The organism is Flavobacterium gelatinilyticum, assembly GCF_027111295.1.
In the GTDB taxonomy this organism is placed as follows: domain Bacteria; phylum Bacteroidota; class Bacteroidia; order Flavobacteriales; family Flavobacteriaceae; genus Flavobacterium; species Flavobacterium gelatinilyticum.
Genome location: NZ_CP114287.1, coordinates 805,505 through 820,901, shown reverse-complemented (window position 1 = coordinate 820,901; position 15,397 = coordinate 805,505). Strand labels below are relative to the sequence as shown.

Below are 15,397 nucleotides of genomic sequence, written 5' to 3'. Positions count from 1 at the left end.
TAAGGATTTAAACTTAATCAAAAAAGGAAGATCATTCATATTATCATTGTCATGGTGATTTTAAAACAAGGATATATGTGTTCTTCCTTAATGATTTTTATCAAAATAAGATTTAAAGTGATTTTTTTTCAATAAAAAACAAGCCTCAACTTTTTGAAAAAATTTGCTAGTTCCAAAAAAAATAGGTTTTAACACAAAGTATGGATAGTTGCATTTCTTCAAAATTCCTGTCAATTTTCCGTAACGGAAAATACACCAAGTCCATTTAGTTTGCGTGCTTGATAAAACGTGTGAAATTTCTTTCTTGGATTTGAGATATAGAGATCTACACTAAATTTTCTTCATTTCTCCATTATGCAAAACCCTGTAATAATTGTTGCCTTCAATCAGCAGACCTTCTGATTCTTGATTGGGAAAGCTTTTCGAATAATCTTTTGGATGTTTGACGTCAATGCCAATTACTTTTTTGTTGAATTGGCTATTGACTTTCGGCTGAAGGGTATGGCCAACTACGATTGCTTTTGCATCAAATTTATTAAGATTTCGTTCTACATCTTCTTGGGCCAAATCGTCTTTAAAATAACCTCGATACCAAGCGATTCCTTTGTGTGAGGAAATCAATAATTGTTCTATATTTTTTCGTGGATTAGGATAGTAAGGTTTGTAATAATTATTGCGAATTATTTGATTTACCTCGTCAAGATCTATTTTATAATTGCCCAAATCAGAATGTAATCCGCCGTGCGAAAAAAGGATGCCATTAATTTTTTCGATGGTATTTTTGCTCGACATCCATCTGCCAAGAAAAGAATTTTTATCATACAATTCGGTTTGCCGTTTTTTTAAGATAGAAGCAACGTGGTAATATTTCGGAGAGGTAGATTCAAAATTTCCCTGCATATTTTTTAATTCATGGTTTCCCAAAATAAAATGAACTGTTCCGCCTTTCTCATTTGCCTCCTGCTCTAATTTGTAAATAAACCAAAGCACTTGGGTGGTAGAAAAATCCCTGTCTACAAAATCACCAAGTAAAACAAGATGGCCATTCCCAAACGACCAATTGAGCTTTTTGTCAATGACTTTATTGGCAATCAAAAAATCACGAAAAGTTCTGAAACCGCTTTCAATATCAGATATGGCTAGAATTTTAGCTTTGTCATCGTAAGTGTTTCTAGGAATTATGATAGTGTTATCGAGATAAAATTCAAATCGCGTAGAATCTAAGGGGAAATAACAATAAGCCGGAATCTTGGAATTTGAAGCATATTCTTTTTGGTCTAAATAAAATCCATCATCCTGATTTCCTCTAATGTAATTTACACTCAAAACACTATCATTTTTATTAAAAATATAGGGACCATCTTTATCCCAATTCATCATTTCGGGATTTTCTGCATAACGAAAACTAGCTCCGTGATACAATCCGAATGAAATTGCCATAGCGGCTAATATTACAAATGTGATACTGATATGTTTTACATATCTTAAAATTCTCTTTTTCATTTCTTTTTTCGATTAATTTCGGTAAACATAAAGACGTCTGCATTGTTGCTCAAATAATTGTGACCAACGTCTTAATTTGCCTGACAAAAAGTATTTTTGGAGTACGCAAAGTACTTATGTCACTTCTTTTCGTTATTTCAACACGTTTTGATTGTTGTTTGTCAACAAGTTTGCAGAGGCTTATTTATAGTTGTAATATTGTATTATGATGACCCTGAAAAGAAATTTGAAATGGATGGTGGCCGCTCTTCTGGTGGCCGCGTTTGTTCCTGTAATGATTACGGTTTATGAAGTGATTTTTACACAAAATAAATCGGTAGTTTTTTTAGGAAACTACCACCCAAAAGTTGGTCTGATTGTAATTTGTTATTATGCGTTGCTTGGTGGACTTGGGGTCGTTTGGCTTATTCAACAAATTATTTTTATCAACAAACTGAAAAGTGAAAAAACAAAAGCTGAATTGATGCTTTTGAAAAGCCAGGTTAGCCCGCATTTCTTTTTTAATACGCTTAATAATTTATATGGTTTGGTTGCTAAAGATTCGCGAAAAGCACAAGAATTAATATTGAAACTTTCGGATATGATGCGTTACAGCATTTATGAAGGAGAAAAGGAGGTGGTTGCAATTCAGGAAGAAATTGATTTTTTGAAAAACTATATCGAGCTGCACACAATGCGTTACCATAAACACATAACAGTTGATTTTAATTGTGATGTAGATCAAAGCCAAAAAGTAGTTCCCTTATTGTTTATCATACTTTTGGAAAACGCTTTCAAACACGGAGTCGAAAATTTGAGGCAAAATGCTTATGTCAAAATGAATTTGACCGCTTCACAAAACCAAATCTGTTTTGAAATTGAAAACAACTATGAAAAAATGAATATTTCATCTGGAATAGGTTTGAAAAATCTGAAAAGAAGGCTGGAATTAATTTATCCCAATCAGCATGTATTGAGTTTTTCGATAACAGAAAGTGTCTATCAGGCGCGGCTAATTTTGAAACGATTATGATTAGATATTTGATTATTGACGATGAACCTATCGCTCACGATATTATTAAAGGGTATTGCGATCTAGTACCCAATATGAAATTAATTAGAAAGTGCTATGATGCTTTGGATGCCTTTGAGTTTCTTAACACCAATGAAGCAGATCTGATTTTTTTGGATTTGAATATGCCTGTTTTAAAAGGTTTTGATTTTCTAAAAACGTTGCAAAATCCGCCAAAAGTAATCATTACGACCGCTTATAGTGAATTTGCTTTGGAAGGATACGAATATCCTATTTCGGATTATTTGCTTAAGCCTTTTGGTTTTGAACGTTTTCTAAAAGCAATAAATAAAGCCTTTAGCCCACCTAATCAAAAGGCTATACAGTTTGAAAATAATAGTAGTCATAATCGAATATTTATTCAGAGCAATAAAAAACACATCCAACTGGAGATTGAAAAAATACTTTATATTGAAGCAACAGGGAATTACACCAAAATTATAACTAGAGATCGGACCATTACAATTCGTGAAAAAATCTCTTCATTTTTGGAACTGCTGCCAAAGAATGAATTTGTGCAGACCCACAAATCATTTGCTGTAGCTGCAAAACAGATTAATAGCATTGAAGGGAACATTATATTTATTGCAACCCACAAGATTCCTATTGGCAAAATGTATAAATTCAATATTCTTCAATTGCTAAAGTAGTTTTTACTATGTTTCACAATTGTTATTGATATTGAACAGAGATTGAAACAATTCAGGATATAGTATATTAAATAAAAAAAGGCGCCAATTGTCTTCAATTGGCGCCTTTTGGCGTTGTGACAGGAACAGGACAAATTTCAACATCATTTTTGGATGATTTAAAGCAATTGGCTTACTATATGTAGTCTCTGTCTTTCATTGGCTTTGTAAATTTGGTTTAGATGTCCCGTTGGGGATTGATGTAAAAAAATATAAAAACTTAATTGGTTTATGGGATTAAAGTAATTTACAATTCTACAAATATTATAGAGGATTTGAAAGGATTGTTTTAAGCTAAGGTAAGATTGTCTTTCTTTGGCTCTATGAATTATTCTCGATTTATGTTTTGTGCCACAAAAGTAATCCCTTTCAATACTGTTCATTACTGAATATTAGAGTCGGACGGAATGTAAGTGACTTCAGTTTTGTAGTCAGAATGCTTTTTATTTCATGCATTTAATAATTTTGAAATGATTAATCTCCCGTTTTTGCATTCTGTCAAGATTTAAGTATGTACTCCTGTCAAAGAAAATAATAAATTATAACGTTAACTTTCCAAACTTTTAGAACTGGTTTAAACAGTATTGGTCTTTATTTTCTATGGCACTGCTAGAGGGAAGCCCAAAAAAGATTATAGCATCTTTATATAGAAAAACCCTCGGAAGAGGGTTTTTACGAGATTACATTTACACATATTATTTCGAACGAGTAACAGCATTAGGCTTTAATTTTTGGCCATTTATTTTGTCTATTTGTTCCTCAATTGCATCAGGAGCGAACGTTGCAGGAAGCTGAGAAGGAGGATAGTCAATAAAAGTTTCCAAAAATGCAATTGCATGAAAAGTCACCTGCCCAATTTTGAAGTCATTTTTTAGCTGCCAGTCGTCATATTGGTCAGAGACTATATTGGCGCGTTCGAATGGATCCATGCGAAGATTAAACAAAAGAGGGATGCGATAGGTCTTGAAAGGATCCCGCCAAACCGAAAAGCCTCCTGGGGATGGCTGTTCTCGGATAATGATTTTCCAATCCTGATGCCTAAATGCCACCATCTGCGCATCGTCATTAAAATATGCAAATTCAGTCCTTGCGCTTTTTGCAGATTTTCCCGTTAGAAAATCAAGCTGGTTGTAGCCGTCCAGATGGACTTTGAAATTTTTTGAACCTATGCTTTTACCTTTCAATAATTCATCTTTGATGGAATTATTTCCAGCAGCCGCCAGAAAAGTCGGAAACCAATCCAGTCCTGAAAACATTTCATTGGTCATCTGTCCGGCTTTAATCTGTCCAGGCCATCTAACAAAAGCAGGAACCCTGTAGGCTCCCTCCCAGTTTGTATTCTTTTCGCTTCTAAAAGGAGTTGTGGCAGCATCAGGCCAGCTGAATTGGTTGGGGCCGTTGTCTGTTGTGAAGACAACAATGGTATTGTTCTCAATGCCAATTTCTTTGAGTGCCTTCATAAGCTTGCCGACATTATCATCCATTTCCAGCATACCATCAGCATACTCATTATCTGGCATTCCGCTTCTTCCGCGCATTTCGGGGCGAACATGGGTAAATACGTGCATACGGGTAAAATTCATCCAGGAGAAAAATGGTTTTCCGGCAGCTGCCTGTCTTTTCATGTAATCGATTCATGCTGCGGTAGTTTCATCATCGATTGTTTCCATTCTTTTCCTGTTCAGAGGCCCCGTATCCTCAATCTTGCCGCCTGCGGTAGAGCGTATAACCCCGCGCGGCATGTAATTTTTGGTAAATGACGGATCATCTTTTGGGAAGTTAGGCCACTCAGGCTCTTCTTCCGCGTTTAGATGATATAGATTGCCGAAGAACTCATCAAATCCATGTGCGGTAGGCAGAAACTGATCCAAATCGCCCAGGTGGTTTTTTCCAAACTGGCCTGTGCTGTATCCCAGAGTCTTCAGTGCTTGTGCGATTGTTATGTCCCTATCCTGAAGGCCTACAGGAGCACCCGGAATGCCCACTTTAGACAAACCAGTACGTTTTGGTGTTTGACCTGTAATAAAGGAAGACCTTCCCGCTGTACAGCTGTTTTCGGCATAATAGTCGGTAAAAACAATTCCTTCTGATGCCAGTTGATCCAGATTTGGAGTCTTATATCCAACGACTCCGTTTCCATAAGTGCTTATATTTGAAATTCCAACGTCATCACCAAAAATAACCAATATGTTTGGTTTTTTTTGAGCCCATAAGCTAGTACAAATGGTCATTTCAAACAACACGATTAAAGTAGATAGTGCTTTCATAATTTGAAGTATGATTTGTTTAACTATTTCAAAATTAATTCCTTCCGAGTTTTTGTCAGGTAAATTTCACAAGAAATGTTGTTCCATTTTGTAATTTGAAACATTTTTACAGGATATGAAACATATTTGCTTTGTAATCTATACAATTTTCAAATGAAAATTATAATTCATCATGATTTATACATAAAGGATTTTTACTTAGGCCTCGAAACAAATATTTATAAAAGATGGAGAGTAGCAAGTCTATTTAGTTTAAGTTTTGGCGGAAGTTGGACACCCTTAATATGTGAAAATAAAAGTGCGAAATCCTTTAATGAGAGTAAAAAATAATTTCAAGCGTATCTTTTATAATTAGCTATTGAAAGAATATTTTAGTAAAATTTAGGAAAATGTTAATCTTAAAATTAGCTTATTCCAACCGGTGGAATCATGTTAAGTTATAAAGGGATTCATTTACAAATTTCTTGCATTTATTATAATTGCATAGCCTAAGTGTGATTGAGAATAAGTAAAATTATAAGGGCAAATAATCTAAAGTTACTATTCTAAATTAAAAATGGCGCCAATTGTCTTCAATTGGCGCCATTTGGCTTTGTGACGGGGACAGGACAAATTACAACATCATTTTTGGATGATTTGAAGAAATTGGCTTTCTATATGTAGTGTCTGTCTTCCATTGGCTTTATAATTTTGGTTTAGATGTCCTGAGTAGGATTGACGCAAAAATTGTGAAAACTCAATTGATTCCTCGCATTAAGCTGATATATAAATTTACAAAATTTATGGAGGATTTAAAAGAATGTTTTAAGTTAAGGCAGAATTGTCTTTCTATGGCTCTATGAATTACTGTCTTGTACTTTTAAATAAATCTATTATACTTTTTTTATTCGCTTTATTTTTTTTGTGATGGAAAAGTTATCAAGTCCAGTTCTGATTTTCTACACAAATGCAAAGCCAATAAAAGATAATCGTGAAAATTGTAAAAATCCTTCGAAAGCTTTTTTACAAATTAGAAGCTAAAAACGGGTATTTGTACTGTAGTTTTTTTATGATCAAAATAATTATTTTACAACTTATTTATTACATAGATTATGGAAAACCGTAAAAAAAAAGCAAAATGGTTTGGTATGTTTGCTGTTCAATGACTAAACCTGTAATCTTTTTGAAAAAACACGGTAATTAACTTATCAACCTTAACGACAATTATACTATAAACTAAGCAAATCAATAAAGATTATGACATTTCAAGAAAAATATTCTGAACTATATTCCAATTATGAAAGAGCTGGGAGAGAATTGGAATATGCAGCTAAAAAACTATCCGAAACAAATGGATTTGGAGATACAAATGACATCTCAGCATATTTTAATTCACATAAAAATTTTAGTTATCATGAAAAACAATTTCAACAAATTCTAAATTTTGCAAATGATGGAAATATAAATCCAACAACTGAATTTGTTGAACAGCAATTCATGTATGAAATTATCAAGAAAGATCAGATTAAAAAGAAAAATTGGGCAGAAGGTGAAGAAAATCAGTTTTTTACATGTGAAGTTGGCTTGACAAATGATCCTGAAATAAAAGAAGATTACCAAAGTTCACAGTATAAATTTCCCGTATTGAATTTAAATCATGGGAAAGAATGTTATGCTTACTTAGTAGATCGATTAGAATTTCCTCCAAGTGAATCTCATGTTTCAACTTTTGATTTTTCTAATATTATCAATGAAAGCGAGCCAATTTTTGTCAAAATATCTATGAGATCAAAATAATTTGTTCCTTATATAGTGTCAATGATTATTTAAACACATATAATCTTATTATGTTTTGTCATTTGATAAATAGGAAAAGGATTAAAATAAATCCACAACAAAATAGAATCAGATCAGTGTATTATAAAACTACAGCAATAAAATGGAATTTTTAGGAGAAGGAGGAAATTGGACAATCTATGAAAATCCGGAAGATAAAAGTCAAGCTATTAAGTTTCCGAAAAATAATTTGACAGGGAAGAAAACGCAAAGCAATGTTGATAATTATAATCTTATAAGAGGAGTCCTAACAACGGTGAGTTATCTCTTTGAAGATATTTATGATGGCAAAAAAGTTTTGATTACTGAAAATTTAAATAGTTTAGAGTCTGTATATGTTTCTCCAAATAGCTATACAACGGAACAACAAAAGATTGTTAGAATTTTAAATCCATATATTAAAATTGACATTAAAGAATCAATTCAAGAACAAAAACTTGGAGAGTTTAAAATTAGAGTAATTGAAAATATCGATAAATTTTTAGAACGCATATTAATTAAAATCAAAGAAATATCACAAAAAGAAATTTTAGTTGAATATGACTCTTATTTTTTTGGAGTTGCACGAGATTCTAAGAGTACTTTAGTCACGTATAAAATTGCAGATTTTGATCATATTTTTCCAGACAGAAAAAATGTTTTTAGTGATAACATAGACGAATTTCATAGAGCATTCAGCCTTTTTATAAATTACTTTGTAGAGGAAGAAAATCAAAATGAATATTTGCACAAACTGCAAAAAATGACGATATATGTTAAAGGGAGCTGAGTTAAAATTACTAACCTTGAAATTTCTTAAAGTTTATTGATAGCACTTTCATTTATTATAAAAGCATGAAAATCAAACAAATCATACTGATAACCATTGTAATATTATCCGGTATAATAATTCCAACAGTTTTATATTTTAATAGTTTTTACACCAAAATCGAAGATTCGATTGATAGTCAAAAACTATCTGAATTTGCTACTTTTCAGTCATTTCTAATTTCTTTGTGGGGGCTAGTTTTAAATATAATTTTAGTAGTAATTGCCTACAAAGCTTTTAAAAATTTTGATGTAAAAAAGCAATTCCATAATAAACAATTAGAGCTTGTCTCAGATTTGGCCACAGATATTAGTTCAACAATTTTGTCAAATATGTTGTATGAGACGAAGATTGATCCACATGGGAAAGAACATCTAATTGCTACAGGCTTTACCTTAAGTTTTTTTGAAATATCGATTGGATTTAATTACTCTAAATTTGAATCCATATATGTTGCAAGTAATAACATTGAAAACTGTTTTCCATTTTTAAAGCATCGAAAAAATCCTCTTTTACCTAAAAGTATAGCAAAAGAATTGAATAAATTGTACAGACCATTGCAATATAGTTTTGCTGTGGAAAAGGATAAAATGCCTAAAAATTATGTAAAACTGTATTCAAGAAATATTGACGAGGATGACTATTCTAAAACGTGGCTTTACGAGCTTTATAAGTCTCCAAGTCATTTTAATACCGACAGTTTAGCAATAAGGAAATCAATTATCGATTGGTTTAAAGAATATGGTGCAGAAGACATAAACATATAGCTTACTAAAGTTGTGATAACTTTAATTCTTTAGAAAAATTAGTATTGTAATTTTTTGAAGTTACAAAGAAAATGAATGACTTTTATTTATGGAAAATCAAGCAAACGAACAAAAAAAGAAGCCAGGCTGTATAATTACTCTAATCATTTTCATTGCATTTTTAATCTGGTTTTTCTTTAAGCCAAGTGAGAAAGTTAATCAAAATGCAGAAGAGAAAAAAACAACGGAATTGCAGCAAAAAATAAATGATATTGAAGCTGATAAAGACAAAATTGATTACAGCAATATTAAATATTCTTTACCTAACAGTAATTATGTCTATGATGTTAAGATAGCCGGTATTAAGTCAAATTTGATCAAAGATGAATTTGAATCGAAAGCTGATGAATATTCTATTGCTGAAAAAGTAGATGGATATATCTTGTCGATAACTTTAGAATTCACAAATCCATATGAAAAGGAAATGATGGCACCAATACCAAATTATTATGCAATCACATCATTGGACAAACAATACTTTTCTGGCTCCACAACTTATAGCAGAAGTTGTGGCTGTAACATTGATAATTCAACAAAGGTTGAAGATATAAAAGGTATGGAGTTATGGAAATTAGCAGAAGGTAAATGCGGATTAGGCAGTAACTATTGTCTAAGATTTAAATCAGGAGAAACAAAAAAAATCTTAATAACTTTTAGTGATCCAATAATAATAACGCAGAAGAAAATTGTTTTCTTAGCGTTTAATCAGAAATATAAAAAGGAGGGAAGTGCCAGAGATCGAGATATTGGTTTTGTTTTAAATGTAGATACAGGAAAAGTCGAGGGATTAAAATATTTATAAAAACATCTAAAACTTTCTTAGTTGAAATATCTATAATGAATAAAAGCAAAAAGTTTGAATTTTAAATAATAAATACATGAAAGAAGTAAAAGAACTGGAAAAGCAAATATCTGAAATTCGTTATAGTTTAATTCTTAAAGGAACTAAACTGAATTTTTTAAAAGAAAACCTTACCTCACAAAACATCGATGAAATTGAAGGTCTAAATATCGAAGTTAATGAACTTAGGAAACAACTTTCATCACTTCAAAATGAAATAATAAAATTAAAACACCGATATTACGTATCCTATGAAGTGACATTTACAAACACTTATTCAAATACTTCGCAAAAAGAAATTTATCATGAGTTTTTTTATTTAGATAAAGAGGTAGATGTTGATTTTCCAGCTGTTACCAAAAGTCTTTTAGATAATAAATTGGAAGAGTTCTTGTTAGAACTATTTGATTTATTAAAAAATAAATATGACGAAGTTTCCTTACTAGTTGTAAAAAAAATATAAGCTACTTATAGATAAAGAGCATTACAATTTTCAAAATGAGAACTATTAAATTTGATCCAATAGAATTATCCGTATTAAAAGAAATCATATTCTTGGGTAATTCGCAATATAAAAATGATTTTCCAGAAATAGCAGATTTGATTTTGAGCAAAGTCAGAATTGAAATTTTTGATTTTTCTAAAAAGGAAATACTAGTACTAAAAAGCTACTGTTCTAATTGGATAAATGAGAATGATGAATTGATTGATGAACTTCGTAAAAAATATCTGGAAAACGATGATATTGATTACAAAAATATTAAAGAGCTTGATAAAAAGCACATGCAAAAAATCAGCATTGTTTTTTCTATAAAATCTAAATTATTTTTGAAAAGCTACATTGCATTTAAAAAAGTTTTAGAAAAAGTTTAAACAGATATACTTAATAAAATATATGACAACCTACATTATAATAAATTCTTTCATTACTTTTTTGATGCTATCCATTTGTGCGTATCTATTTTACTGGCATAAAACAAATCAAGAAAAGAAAGATAAGAAAAATAGAAAAAAAAAGACTTCTCAACTAAATTGGAAAATTTATTTTTTATTAATTCTTTCTTTTATTTTTGTTTTTTTTGCATTCATCTCTCCATTTATTTTTACTCGTCCGCCAATAAATGAAGATTTTGACTTTAGCCAAACAGGTCAAATTGGAGATACAATAGGAGGGCTTATGAACCCATTTATTGCTCTTGCAGGTGTAATTGTAACAGGCCTCGCTTTTTATATTCAATACAGAGCAAATTTACAACAGCGAGAATTATTTGAATTAGAGCAAAAAGAGAGCAAGGACCAGCTTCAAGAGCAAATTAATAATCAAAATCAACAGAATAAACTTCAGCAGTTTGAATCTCAATTCTATGAAATGCTTAGGCTTCATAGAGAGAACATTAATGAAATGAAAATAAATGGATATGATTTCGATGAAACAGAAAATACATTAAAGAGATTTGAAAAAATTACAGAAGGCAGAAAATCGTTTGTTGTAATGAAAACGGAATTTGAATGTATTTTAAGCCTTTACAGCAAAGACCATAAGCTTGATAAATCTGGGTTTCAGAAATGCTATAATTTATTTTTTTCGGGATTAGATGCTTATGCAAAATCGAATCAAGATGAAATTATTTTAATTGAATTATTTAAAAAAGCAAGAAGAAACCACGAAAAACCAGTGCAGCAGGAGATAACCACTAATAAAGATAGAAAAGAGTTTCTGCCAAATGTTCAGTTATACTTTAATTACAAACCGTTTTCAGGACATTCCCAAAGACTTGGGCACTACTTTAGACATCTATTTTTAACCGTGAAGTCTATAGCGAATAGCACTATTGTGACTGATTATGAAGAAAGAATGAAATACTTGAGAATTTTAAGGGCTCAATTATCAAATCATGAACAGATATTATTGTTTTACAATTGGCTTAGTGAATATGGAGATGACTGGGAAAATGAAGTAAATGCATTTTTTACGGAATATTGTATGGTCCATAATTTATGGTATCAGATTTTATTTGACGATAAATATATTTCTGATCAGGTTAATTATTTACGTACAAAAAAAGTACAATTAAGAATTGGAAAGATGTTTGAAATTGATCCTAACTGACAAAAGAATAATAGTTTTTTAATTAAGTGAGGTACAGCTGCAATTCTCGAAACATTAAAAAAATGTCTTTAAAAGCAATATCAAGTTTCAATCCCTTGATTGGACAAATTTATTTATTTTTTTTCACAAAGCTTGAAAGATATTAATTGAAGGTAGTTGTTGCCTTTTATTTGTTTTATAACTTTATTTGTAAGTATTTGACAGTGAATAACTTATGAGTGATATGCAATTTAAGGTTGTTTTACTTTTAATATACAGCATTTAAATAAGTTGGTTCCAACCAATATCAATAAGTGATTTCAAGCTTTGTTAAAAACATAATTAATATAATTTTTAATTAATTTTTTTTAGCAGATGAAAACATTGGAAGAATTATATAAAGAGCTTCAATTAATGAGTCTGGGTTCAATGAGAAGCTACACCTGTATGCTCCTTACCAAAGGTTCTACTTATAAAGTTCATGGGACAGGGGTGTTTATTCAGATTAAAGACCACTACTTTCTTGTTTCAGCAGCTCATGTTTTCGATAGGTACAGGGATTTATTTATTTTTTTATCAGAAGACTATGAAATTATTAAGCCTGGTGGAACAACTTTTTATAATGACCAAGTAAGTAGGTAGGGACAAGGATGGAATAGATGTTGCTGTTTTGAAATTAGATGATTACTGTGTCCCACATATTTTGAGAAAATATAGTTTTCTACAGGCTGATGACTTAGCTATAAATCATGCGTTCAAAGATGGAGAATACTACACATTTCTGGGCTATCCATCTTCAAAATCAAAAGTTTTGTATAAAACCGATATTTTTGAAGCCACTACATTTTTTTATTTTACTTCTTCTGTAAAAATAGATCAATATTCAAAATTAAATCGAAATCCAGCTGTGAATGTTATGGCATTTTATAATAAAAAATCTGCTTACAACGGCAAGAGTAATACCTTTGGAACGGGACCTGATCTTCATGGTATTAGTGGCTGTGGTTTATGGTTTACAGATCCTACGCATTTAATTTCAGGAATTATAAAACCTAAATTAACTGCGATAATGACCGATTGGCCAGTCAAAAATAGATCTGTAGTTATCGGAACCCGTATTGATGTCATAATTGGAATTATAAAGAAATATCTTGATATTGATTTTCCGGAATCTCAAATTGTGAGGGTTCATTAAATTACCCTTTAAGAATAGTTCTCCTAAAAATGAAGCATCTTATGAATAATAGATCCTCTAAGAAAATGCTGAAGGAGATTAAGCAGGTAAATGTAAAGAATCATCATCTTCGTTCCTTTGTTTAAAATTTTTAAGACTCAGAATCTGATGGTGCATACCTATTTTCTCTCAAAAAATAATTAAGTACTCTGGAAGAAATCAGATTATCCTTAAGCTTGAAATTCAGCACGTGATCAAAGTTACGCAGGAATTTGTATCCTTTGTAGTTTGCTTTATTGCTCGAATCAGACATTAGAAGATACAGATCTAATACAGCAAAAAACTCGACTTTCTTATTTTTTAGATTTTCTTCCAACTCTTGCAGATGAGCGATATTGATGATGCAGAGGTCAGTAATGAGATGTCTTTTTTCTTTTTTTGAAACACCTTCCTTCGCAAGCAGGTCGTTGAATTTCCTTTTTAGCACAAAAGGAAAAATTCCCGAGCTGATAATGGGGTCATTCACAACGAGCACAGGATATATCTGCACCTTTCTGTCTAGATTGAAAGACGGATCATTTATTTCCTTTTTATAGAGATGAAATTTTTTAATAGTCTTTTCTGCCAGCTGGGTGAGTCCGTAGTCTTTATTAAACTTGTTTAGATCAAGTAGACGATAGTCTTCAATGGTTGATACAGTTTTGTAGCCGTGATCTAGTGGTATAAAGCCGCTTTTTACCTCCAGTAGGGCAATTTTCTGTTGGTTCCTAATATAGAAGTCCGCATATTCGATAGGTCTGCCTTCAATATTAAATAACAGTTCTGAAGATGATCTGAGAACAGTGCTGGGTGTTTTTGAAAAAGATTCTTTTAAAATATCTTCTATGAAAGGCTCAAAAAACGACGATCCTATAAAACTGCCCCATTCTTCCCTGTTTCTAATATTATTAGGTTTAAGGTACTTAAACCAGAAATCATTTATGAAGAGAGAATAGGATTTCTCAATATAAAACCCTTCATCGATGACAACATAGCTTATGATATCTTTATCGTCTTTTTCCTTGCATCTGAATAAGGGGGCTTTTTTAAGAGGAAGAAAATCAAAGACTCTCAGATCGTCTTTAGCATAGTTTTCTTTTTCCCTTACACTGAAAGCATCCAATACTTTAACAGCTTCCGTGTTGTCTTTCCGTACATTGATATATCTAAGCCCTAATTTCTCATCATTACTGGCGATAGTACTTCCCAAAAGATGCTTCAGGAAGTCATTTGTGCTTTCAACATTATAATTCCAGGTTAAAAAGTTTCTGAAATGCTGTCCGTAAAAGTAGTCACTTTCAATTTTATCGAATAAGTAAAATGATTTGTAAAGGATGTTTAAAAAGTTTGAAGTCTCGTTATATTGATTGTGATGAAGTTCCCTGAATCCAAAAAATTCAAAGAAGTCAAGTCCTAGTTCATTGTAACCTTCTTCTTTATAATTTTTATCCCCTGTCAGGATCTGCTCATTGGAGATAAGCAGGAATCGGAAAATGTTTTCCCGGTTCATATAGCTATACTGAGGAACCTGTTCTGTAAAATCATCACTATTAGTTATTTCCTGAATTGCATGCAGACAGGTAACCCTTGAAAATAAATTATAGTTAGCAGGCATTGCCATATAATGCCGTATTAAAGGCACACAAATAGATTCGGCGAGAGGCTTGTGGTTATCAATGAAAATCAATCTAAGGCTTTCAATCTGCGTTGTTCTGGATTGATCTGATTTTACTGATGTCAGCGGTTTGAGTTTTGCATTGATTCCGGCAATTGTAACTATTAGTTCCTCTTTAGGAATATCTCGGATAAGATCAAGAGGATTTTCAGGAGCAGGAATACCAAAGAATTCTGAATATTTAACTAAATAACCTAACATAGGATACGGTTTATGTTTTTAAATTGTTGTAAGCTAAATATAAAAAAAATACAGATTATAAATTGTTTTAAAAACTATTACAGAGATAACAATATCCACAAATGGTTTTTAACCTATATAATTTGTTTTTCTGTAGCTTAAATTTTTATATAATAAGAGGAAATAAATAGAAAACTGTATTTAACTAAAAGAGCTAACCTCAATATTTTTGCATATATTCTTGGTGTTTGAATCCTGTTTATTTATCGAACGGTAAATTTTAAATTTATCTTATTTTTCATGTAAATATGTATTCTTTGCAGTTTGCTTCTTGTTTTTATTATAGTTTTAAAAAAAAATAAAATTAAAAATGAGTCTAAGAAACTTTATTTACAGAGGATGTAAAAAAAATGGGGGTCAATTGTCTTCAATTGACGCCATTTGCCTCAGCGACAGGAAT

Annotated in this window: 15 protein-coding genes; 11 read left to right on the top strand and 4 right to left on the bottom strand. The window is 31.3% G+C overall.

Annotation, left to right across the window (positions count from 1 at the left end; translation table 11 throughout):
- Positions 1-330: 330 nt before the first annotated feature.
- The gene (locus tag OZP11_RS03455) at positions 331-1,503 is read right to left on the bottom strand and encodes a metallophosphoesterase (RefSeq protein ID WP_281233830.1); all 1,173 of its coding nucleotides are present in this window, start codon (positions 1,501-1,503) and stop codon (positions 331-333) included.
- 205 nt (positions 1,504-1,708) lie between these two features.
- On the opposite strand from OZP11_RS03455, the gene OZP11_RS03450 reads away from it, so the two are divergent.
- Positions 1,709-2,515 carry a sensor histidine kinase gene (locus tag OZP11_RS03450; protein ID WP_281233829.1) on the top strand — a complete coding sequence of 269 codons (807 nt, stop codon included), beginning with the start codon at positions 1,709-1,711 and terminating at the stop codon, positions 2,513-2,515.
- Complete coding sequence (locus OZP11_RS03445; protein ID WP_281233828.1) at positions 2,512-3,204, top strand: LytR/AlgR family response regulator transcription factor; 693 nt, start codon at positions 2,512-2,514, stop codon at positions 3,202-3,204. Before OZP11_RS03450 ends, OZP11_RS03445 begins: the two co-directional genes overlap by 4 nt.
- Positions 3,205-3,938: 734 nt before the next feature.
- Here the strand turns inward: OZP11_RS03445 and OZP11_RS03440 are convergent.
- Together OZP11_RS03440 and OZP11_RS03435 are read right to left on the bottom strand one after the other, a co-directional pair.
- Entirely contained in the window at positions 3,939-4,868 is a 930-nt protein-coding gene (locus tag OZP11_RS03440; protein ID WP_281233827.1) for a sulfatase-like hydrolase/transferase, read from the bottom strand.
- A gap of 9 nt (positions 4,869-4,877) precedes the next feature.
- Positions 4,878-5,510 carry a sulfatase-like hydrolase/transferase gene (locus OZP11_RS03435; RefSeq protein WP_281233826.1) on the bottom strand — a complete coding sequence of 211 codons (633 nt, stop codon included), beginning with the start codon at positions 5,508-5,510 and terminating at the stop codon, positions 4,878-4,880.
- 1,236 nt (positions 5,511-6,746) lie between these two features.
- Here OZP11_RS03435 and OZP11_RS03430 point away from each other — a divergent pair.
- The 9 genes from OZP11_RS03430 (at position 6,747) to OZP11_RS03390 (ending at position 13,064) form a co-directional block, all read left to right on the top strand.
- Entirely contained in the window at positions 6,747-7,286 is a 540-nt protein-coding gene (locus OZP11_RS03430; RefSeq protein ID WP_281233825.1) for a hypothetical protein, read from the top strand.
- A 142-nt stretch (positions 7,287-7,428) separates the two neighbouring features.
- On the top strand, positions 7,429-8,094 hold the full coding sequence (locus OZP11_RS03425) for a hypothetical protein (protein ID WP_281233824.1): 666 nt from the start codon (positions 7,429-7,431) through the stop codon (positions 8,092-8,094).
- A 65-nt stretch (positions 8,095-8,159) separates the two neighbouring features.
- On the top strand, positions 8,160-8,900 hold the full coding sequence (locus tag OZP11_RS03420; RefSeq protein WP_281233823.1) for a hypothetical protein: 741 nt from the start codon (positions 8,160-8,162) through the stop codon (positions 8,898-8,900).
- An 88-nt stretch (positions 8,901-8,988) separates the two neighbouring features.
- Complete coding sequence (locus tag OZP11_RS03415; RefSeq protein WP_281233822.1) at positions 8,989-9,741, top strand: hypothetical protein; 753 nt, start codon at positions 8,989-8,991, stop codon at positions 9,739-9,741.
- A gap of 76 nt (positions 9,742-9,817) precedes the next feature.
- Complete coding sequence (locus OZP11_RS03410; RefSeq protein ID WP_281233821.1) at positions 9,818-10,243, top strand: hypothetical protein; 426 nt, start codon at positions 9,818-9,820, stop codon at positions 10,241-10,243.
- A gap of 35 nt (positions 10,244-10,278) precedes the next feature.
- Complete coding sequence (locus OZP11_RS03405) at positions 10,279-10,653, top strand: hypothetical protein (protein WP_281233820.1); 375 nt, start codon at positions 10,279-10,281, stop codon at positions 10,651-10,653.
- A gap of 22 nt (positions 10,654-10,675) precedes the next feature.
- Positions 10,676-11,890: a putative phage abortive infection protein gene (locus OZP11_RS03400; protein WP_281233819.1), complete on the top strand. Its 1,215-nt coding sequence runs from the start codon at positions 10,676-10,678 to the stop codon at positions 11,888-11,890.
- A 354-nt stretch (positions 11,891-12,244) separates the two neighbouring features.
- Complete coding sequence (locus OZP11_RS03395; RefSeq protein ID WP_281233818.1) at positions 12,245-12,511, top strand: hypothetical protein; 267 nt, start codon at positions 12,245-12,247, stop codon at positions 12,509-12,511.
- A 28-nt stretch (positions 12,512-12,539) separates the two neighbouring features.
- Positions 12,540-13,064 carry a hypothetical protein gene (locus OZP11_RS03390; protein ID WP_281233817.1) on the top strand — a complete coding sequence of 175 codons (525 nt, stop codon included), beginning with the start codon at positions 12,540-12,542 and terminating at the stop codon, positions 13,062-13,064.
- Between the two features lie 130 nt (positions 13,065-13,194).
- On the opposite strand, the gene OZP11_RS03385 is transcribed toward OZP11_RS03390, so the two are convergent.
- Positions 13,195-14,958: a hypothetical protein gene (locus OZP11_RS03385; RefSeq protein ID WP_281233816.1), complete on the bottom strand. Its 1,764-nt coding sequence runs from the start codon at positions 14,956-14,958 to the stop codon at positions 13,195-13,197.
- Between the last annotated feature and the right edge of the window lie 439 nt (positions 14,959-15,397).

Excerpts from the sequence above, each read along its gene's own strand:
- OZP11_RS03385 (WP_281233816.1), bottom strand. The coding sequence starts at position 14,958 with ATGTTAGGTTATTTAGTTAAATATTCAGAATTCTTTGGTATTCCTGCT.
- OZP11_RS03430 (WP_281233825.1), top strand. The coding sequence starts at position 6,747 with ATGACATTTCAAGAAAAATATTCTGAACTATATTCCAATTATGAAAGA.
- OZP11_RS03405 (WP_281233820.1), top strand. The coding sequence starts at position 10,279 with ATGAGAACTATTAAATTTGATCCAATAGAATTATCCGTATTAAAAGAA.
- OZP11_RS03440 (WP_281233827.1), bottom strand. The coding sequence starts at position 4,868 with ATGAAAAGACAGGCAGCTGCCGGAAAACCATTTTTCTCCTGGATGAAT.
- OZP11_RS03445 (WP_281233828.1), top strand. The coding sequence starts at position 2,512 with ATGATTAGATATTTGATTATTGACGATGAACCTATCGCTCACGATATT.
- OZP11_RS03410 (WP_281233821.1), top strand. The coding sequence starts at position 9,818 with ATGAAAGAAGTAAAAGAACTGGAAAAGCAAATATCTGAAATTCGTTAT.
- OZP11_RS03455 (WP_281233830.1), bottom strand. The coding sequence starts at position 1,503 with ATGAAAAAGAGAATTTTAAGATATGTAAAACATATCAGTATCACATTT.
- OZP11_RS03400 (WP_281233819.1), top strand. The coding sequence starts at position 10,676 with ATGACAACCTACATTATAATAAATTCTTTCATTACTTTTTTGATGCTA.
- OZP11_RS03415 (WP_281233822.1), top strand. The coding sequence starts at position 8,989 with ATGGAAAATCAAGCAAACGAACAAAAAAAGAAGCCAGGCTGTATAATT.
- OZP11_RS03425 (WP_281233824.1), top strand. The coding sequence starts at position 7,429 with ATGGAATTTTTAGGAGAAGGAGGAAATTGGACAATCTATGAAAATCCG.
- OZP11_RS03435 (WP_281233826.1), bottom strand. The coding sequence starts at position 5,510 with ATGAAAGCACTATCTACTTTAATCGTGTTGTTTGAAATGACCATTTGT.
- OZP11_RS03450 (WP_281233829.1), top strand. The coding sequence starts at position 1,709 with ATGATGACCCTGAAAAGAAATTTGAAATGGATGGTGGCCGCTCTTCTG.
- OZP11_RS03395 (WP_281233818.1), top strand. The coding sequence starts at position 12,245 with ATGAAAACATTGGAAGAATTATATAAAGAGCTTCAATTAATGAGTCTG.
- OZP11_RS03420 (WP_281233823.1), top strand. The coding sequence starts at position 8,160 with ATGAAAATCAAACAAATCATACTGATAACCATTGTAATATTATCCGGT.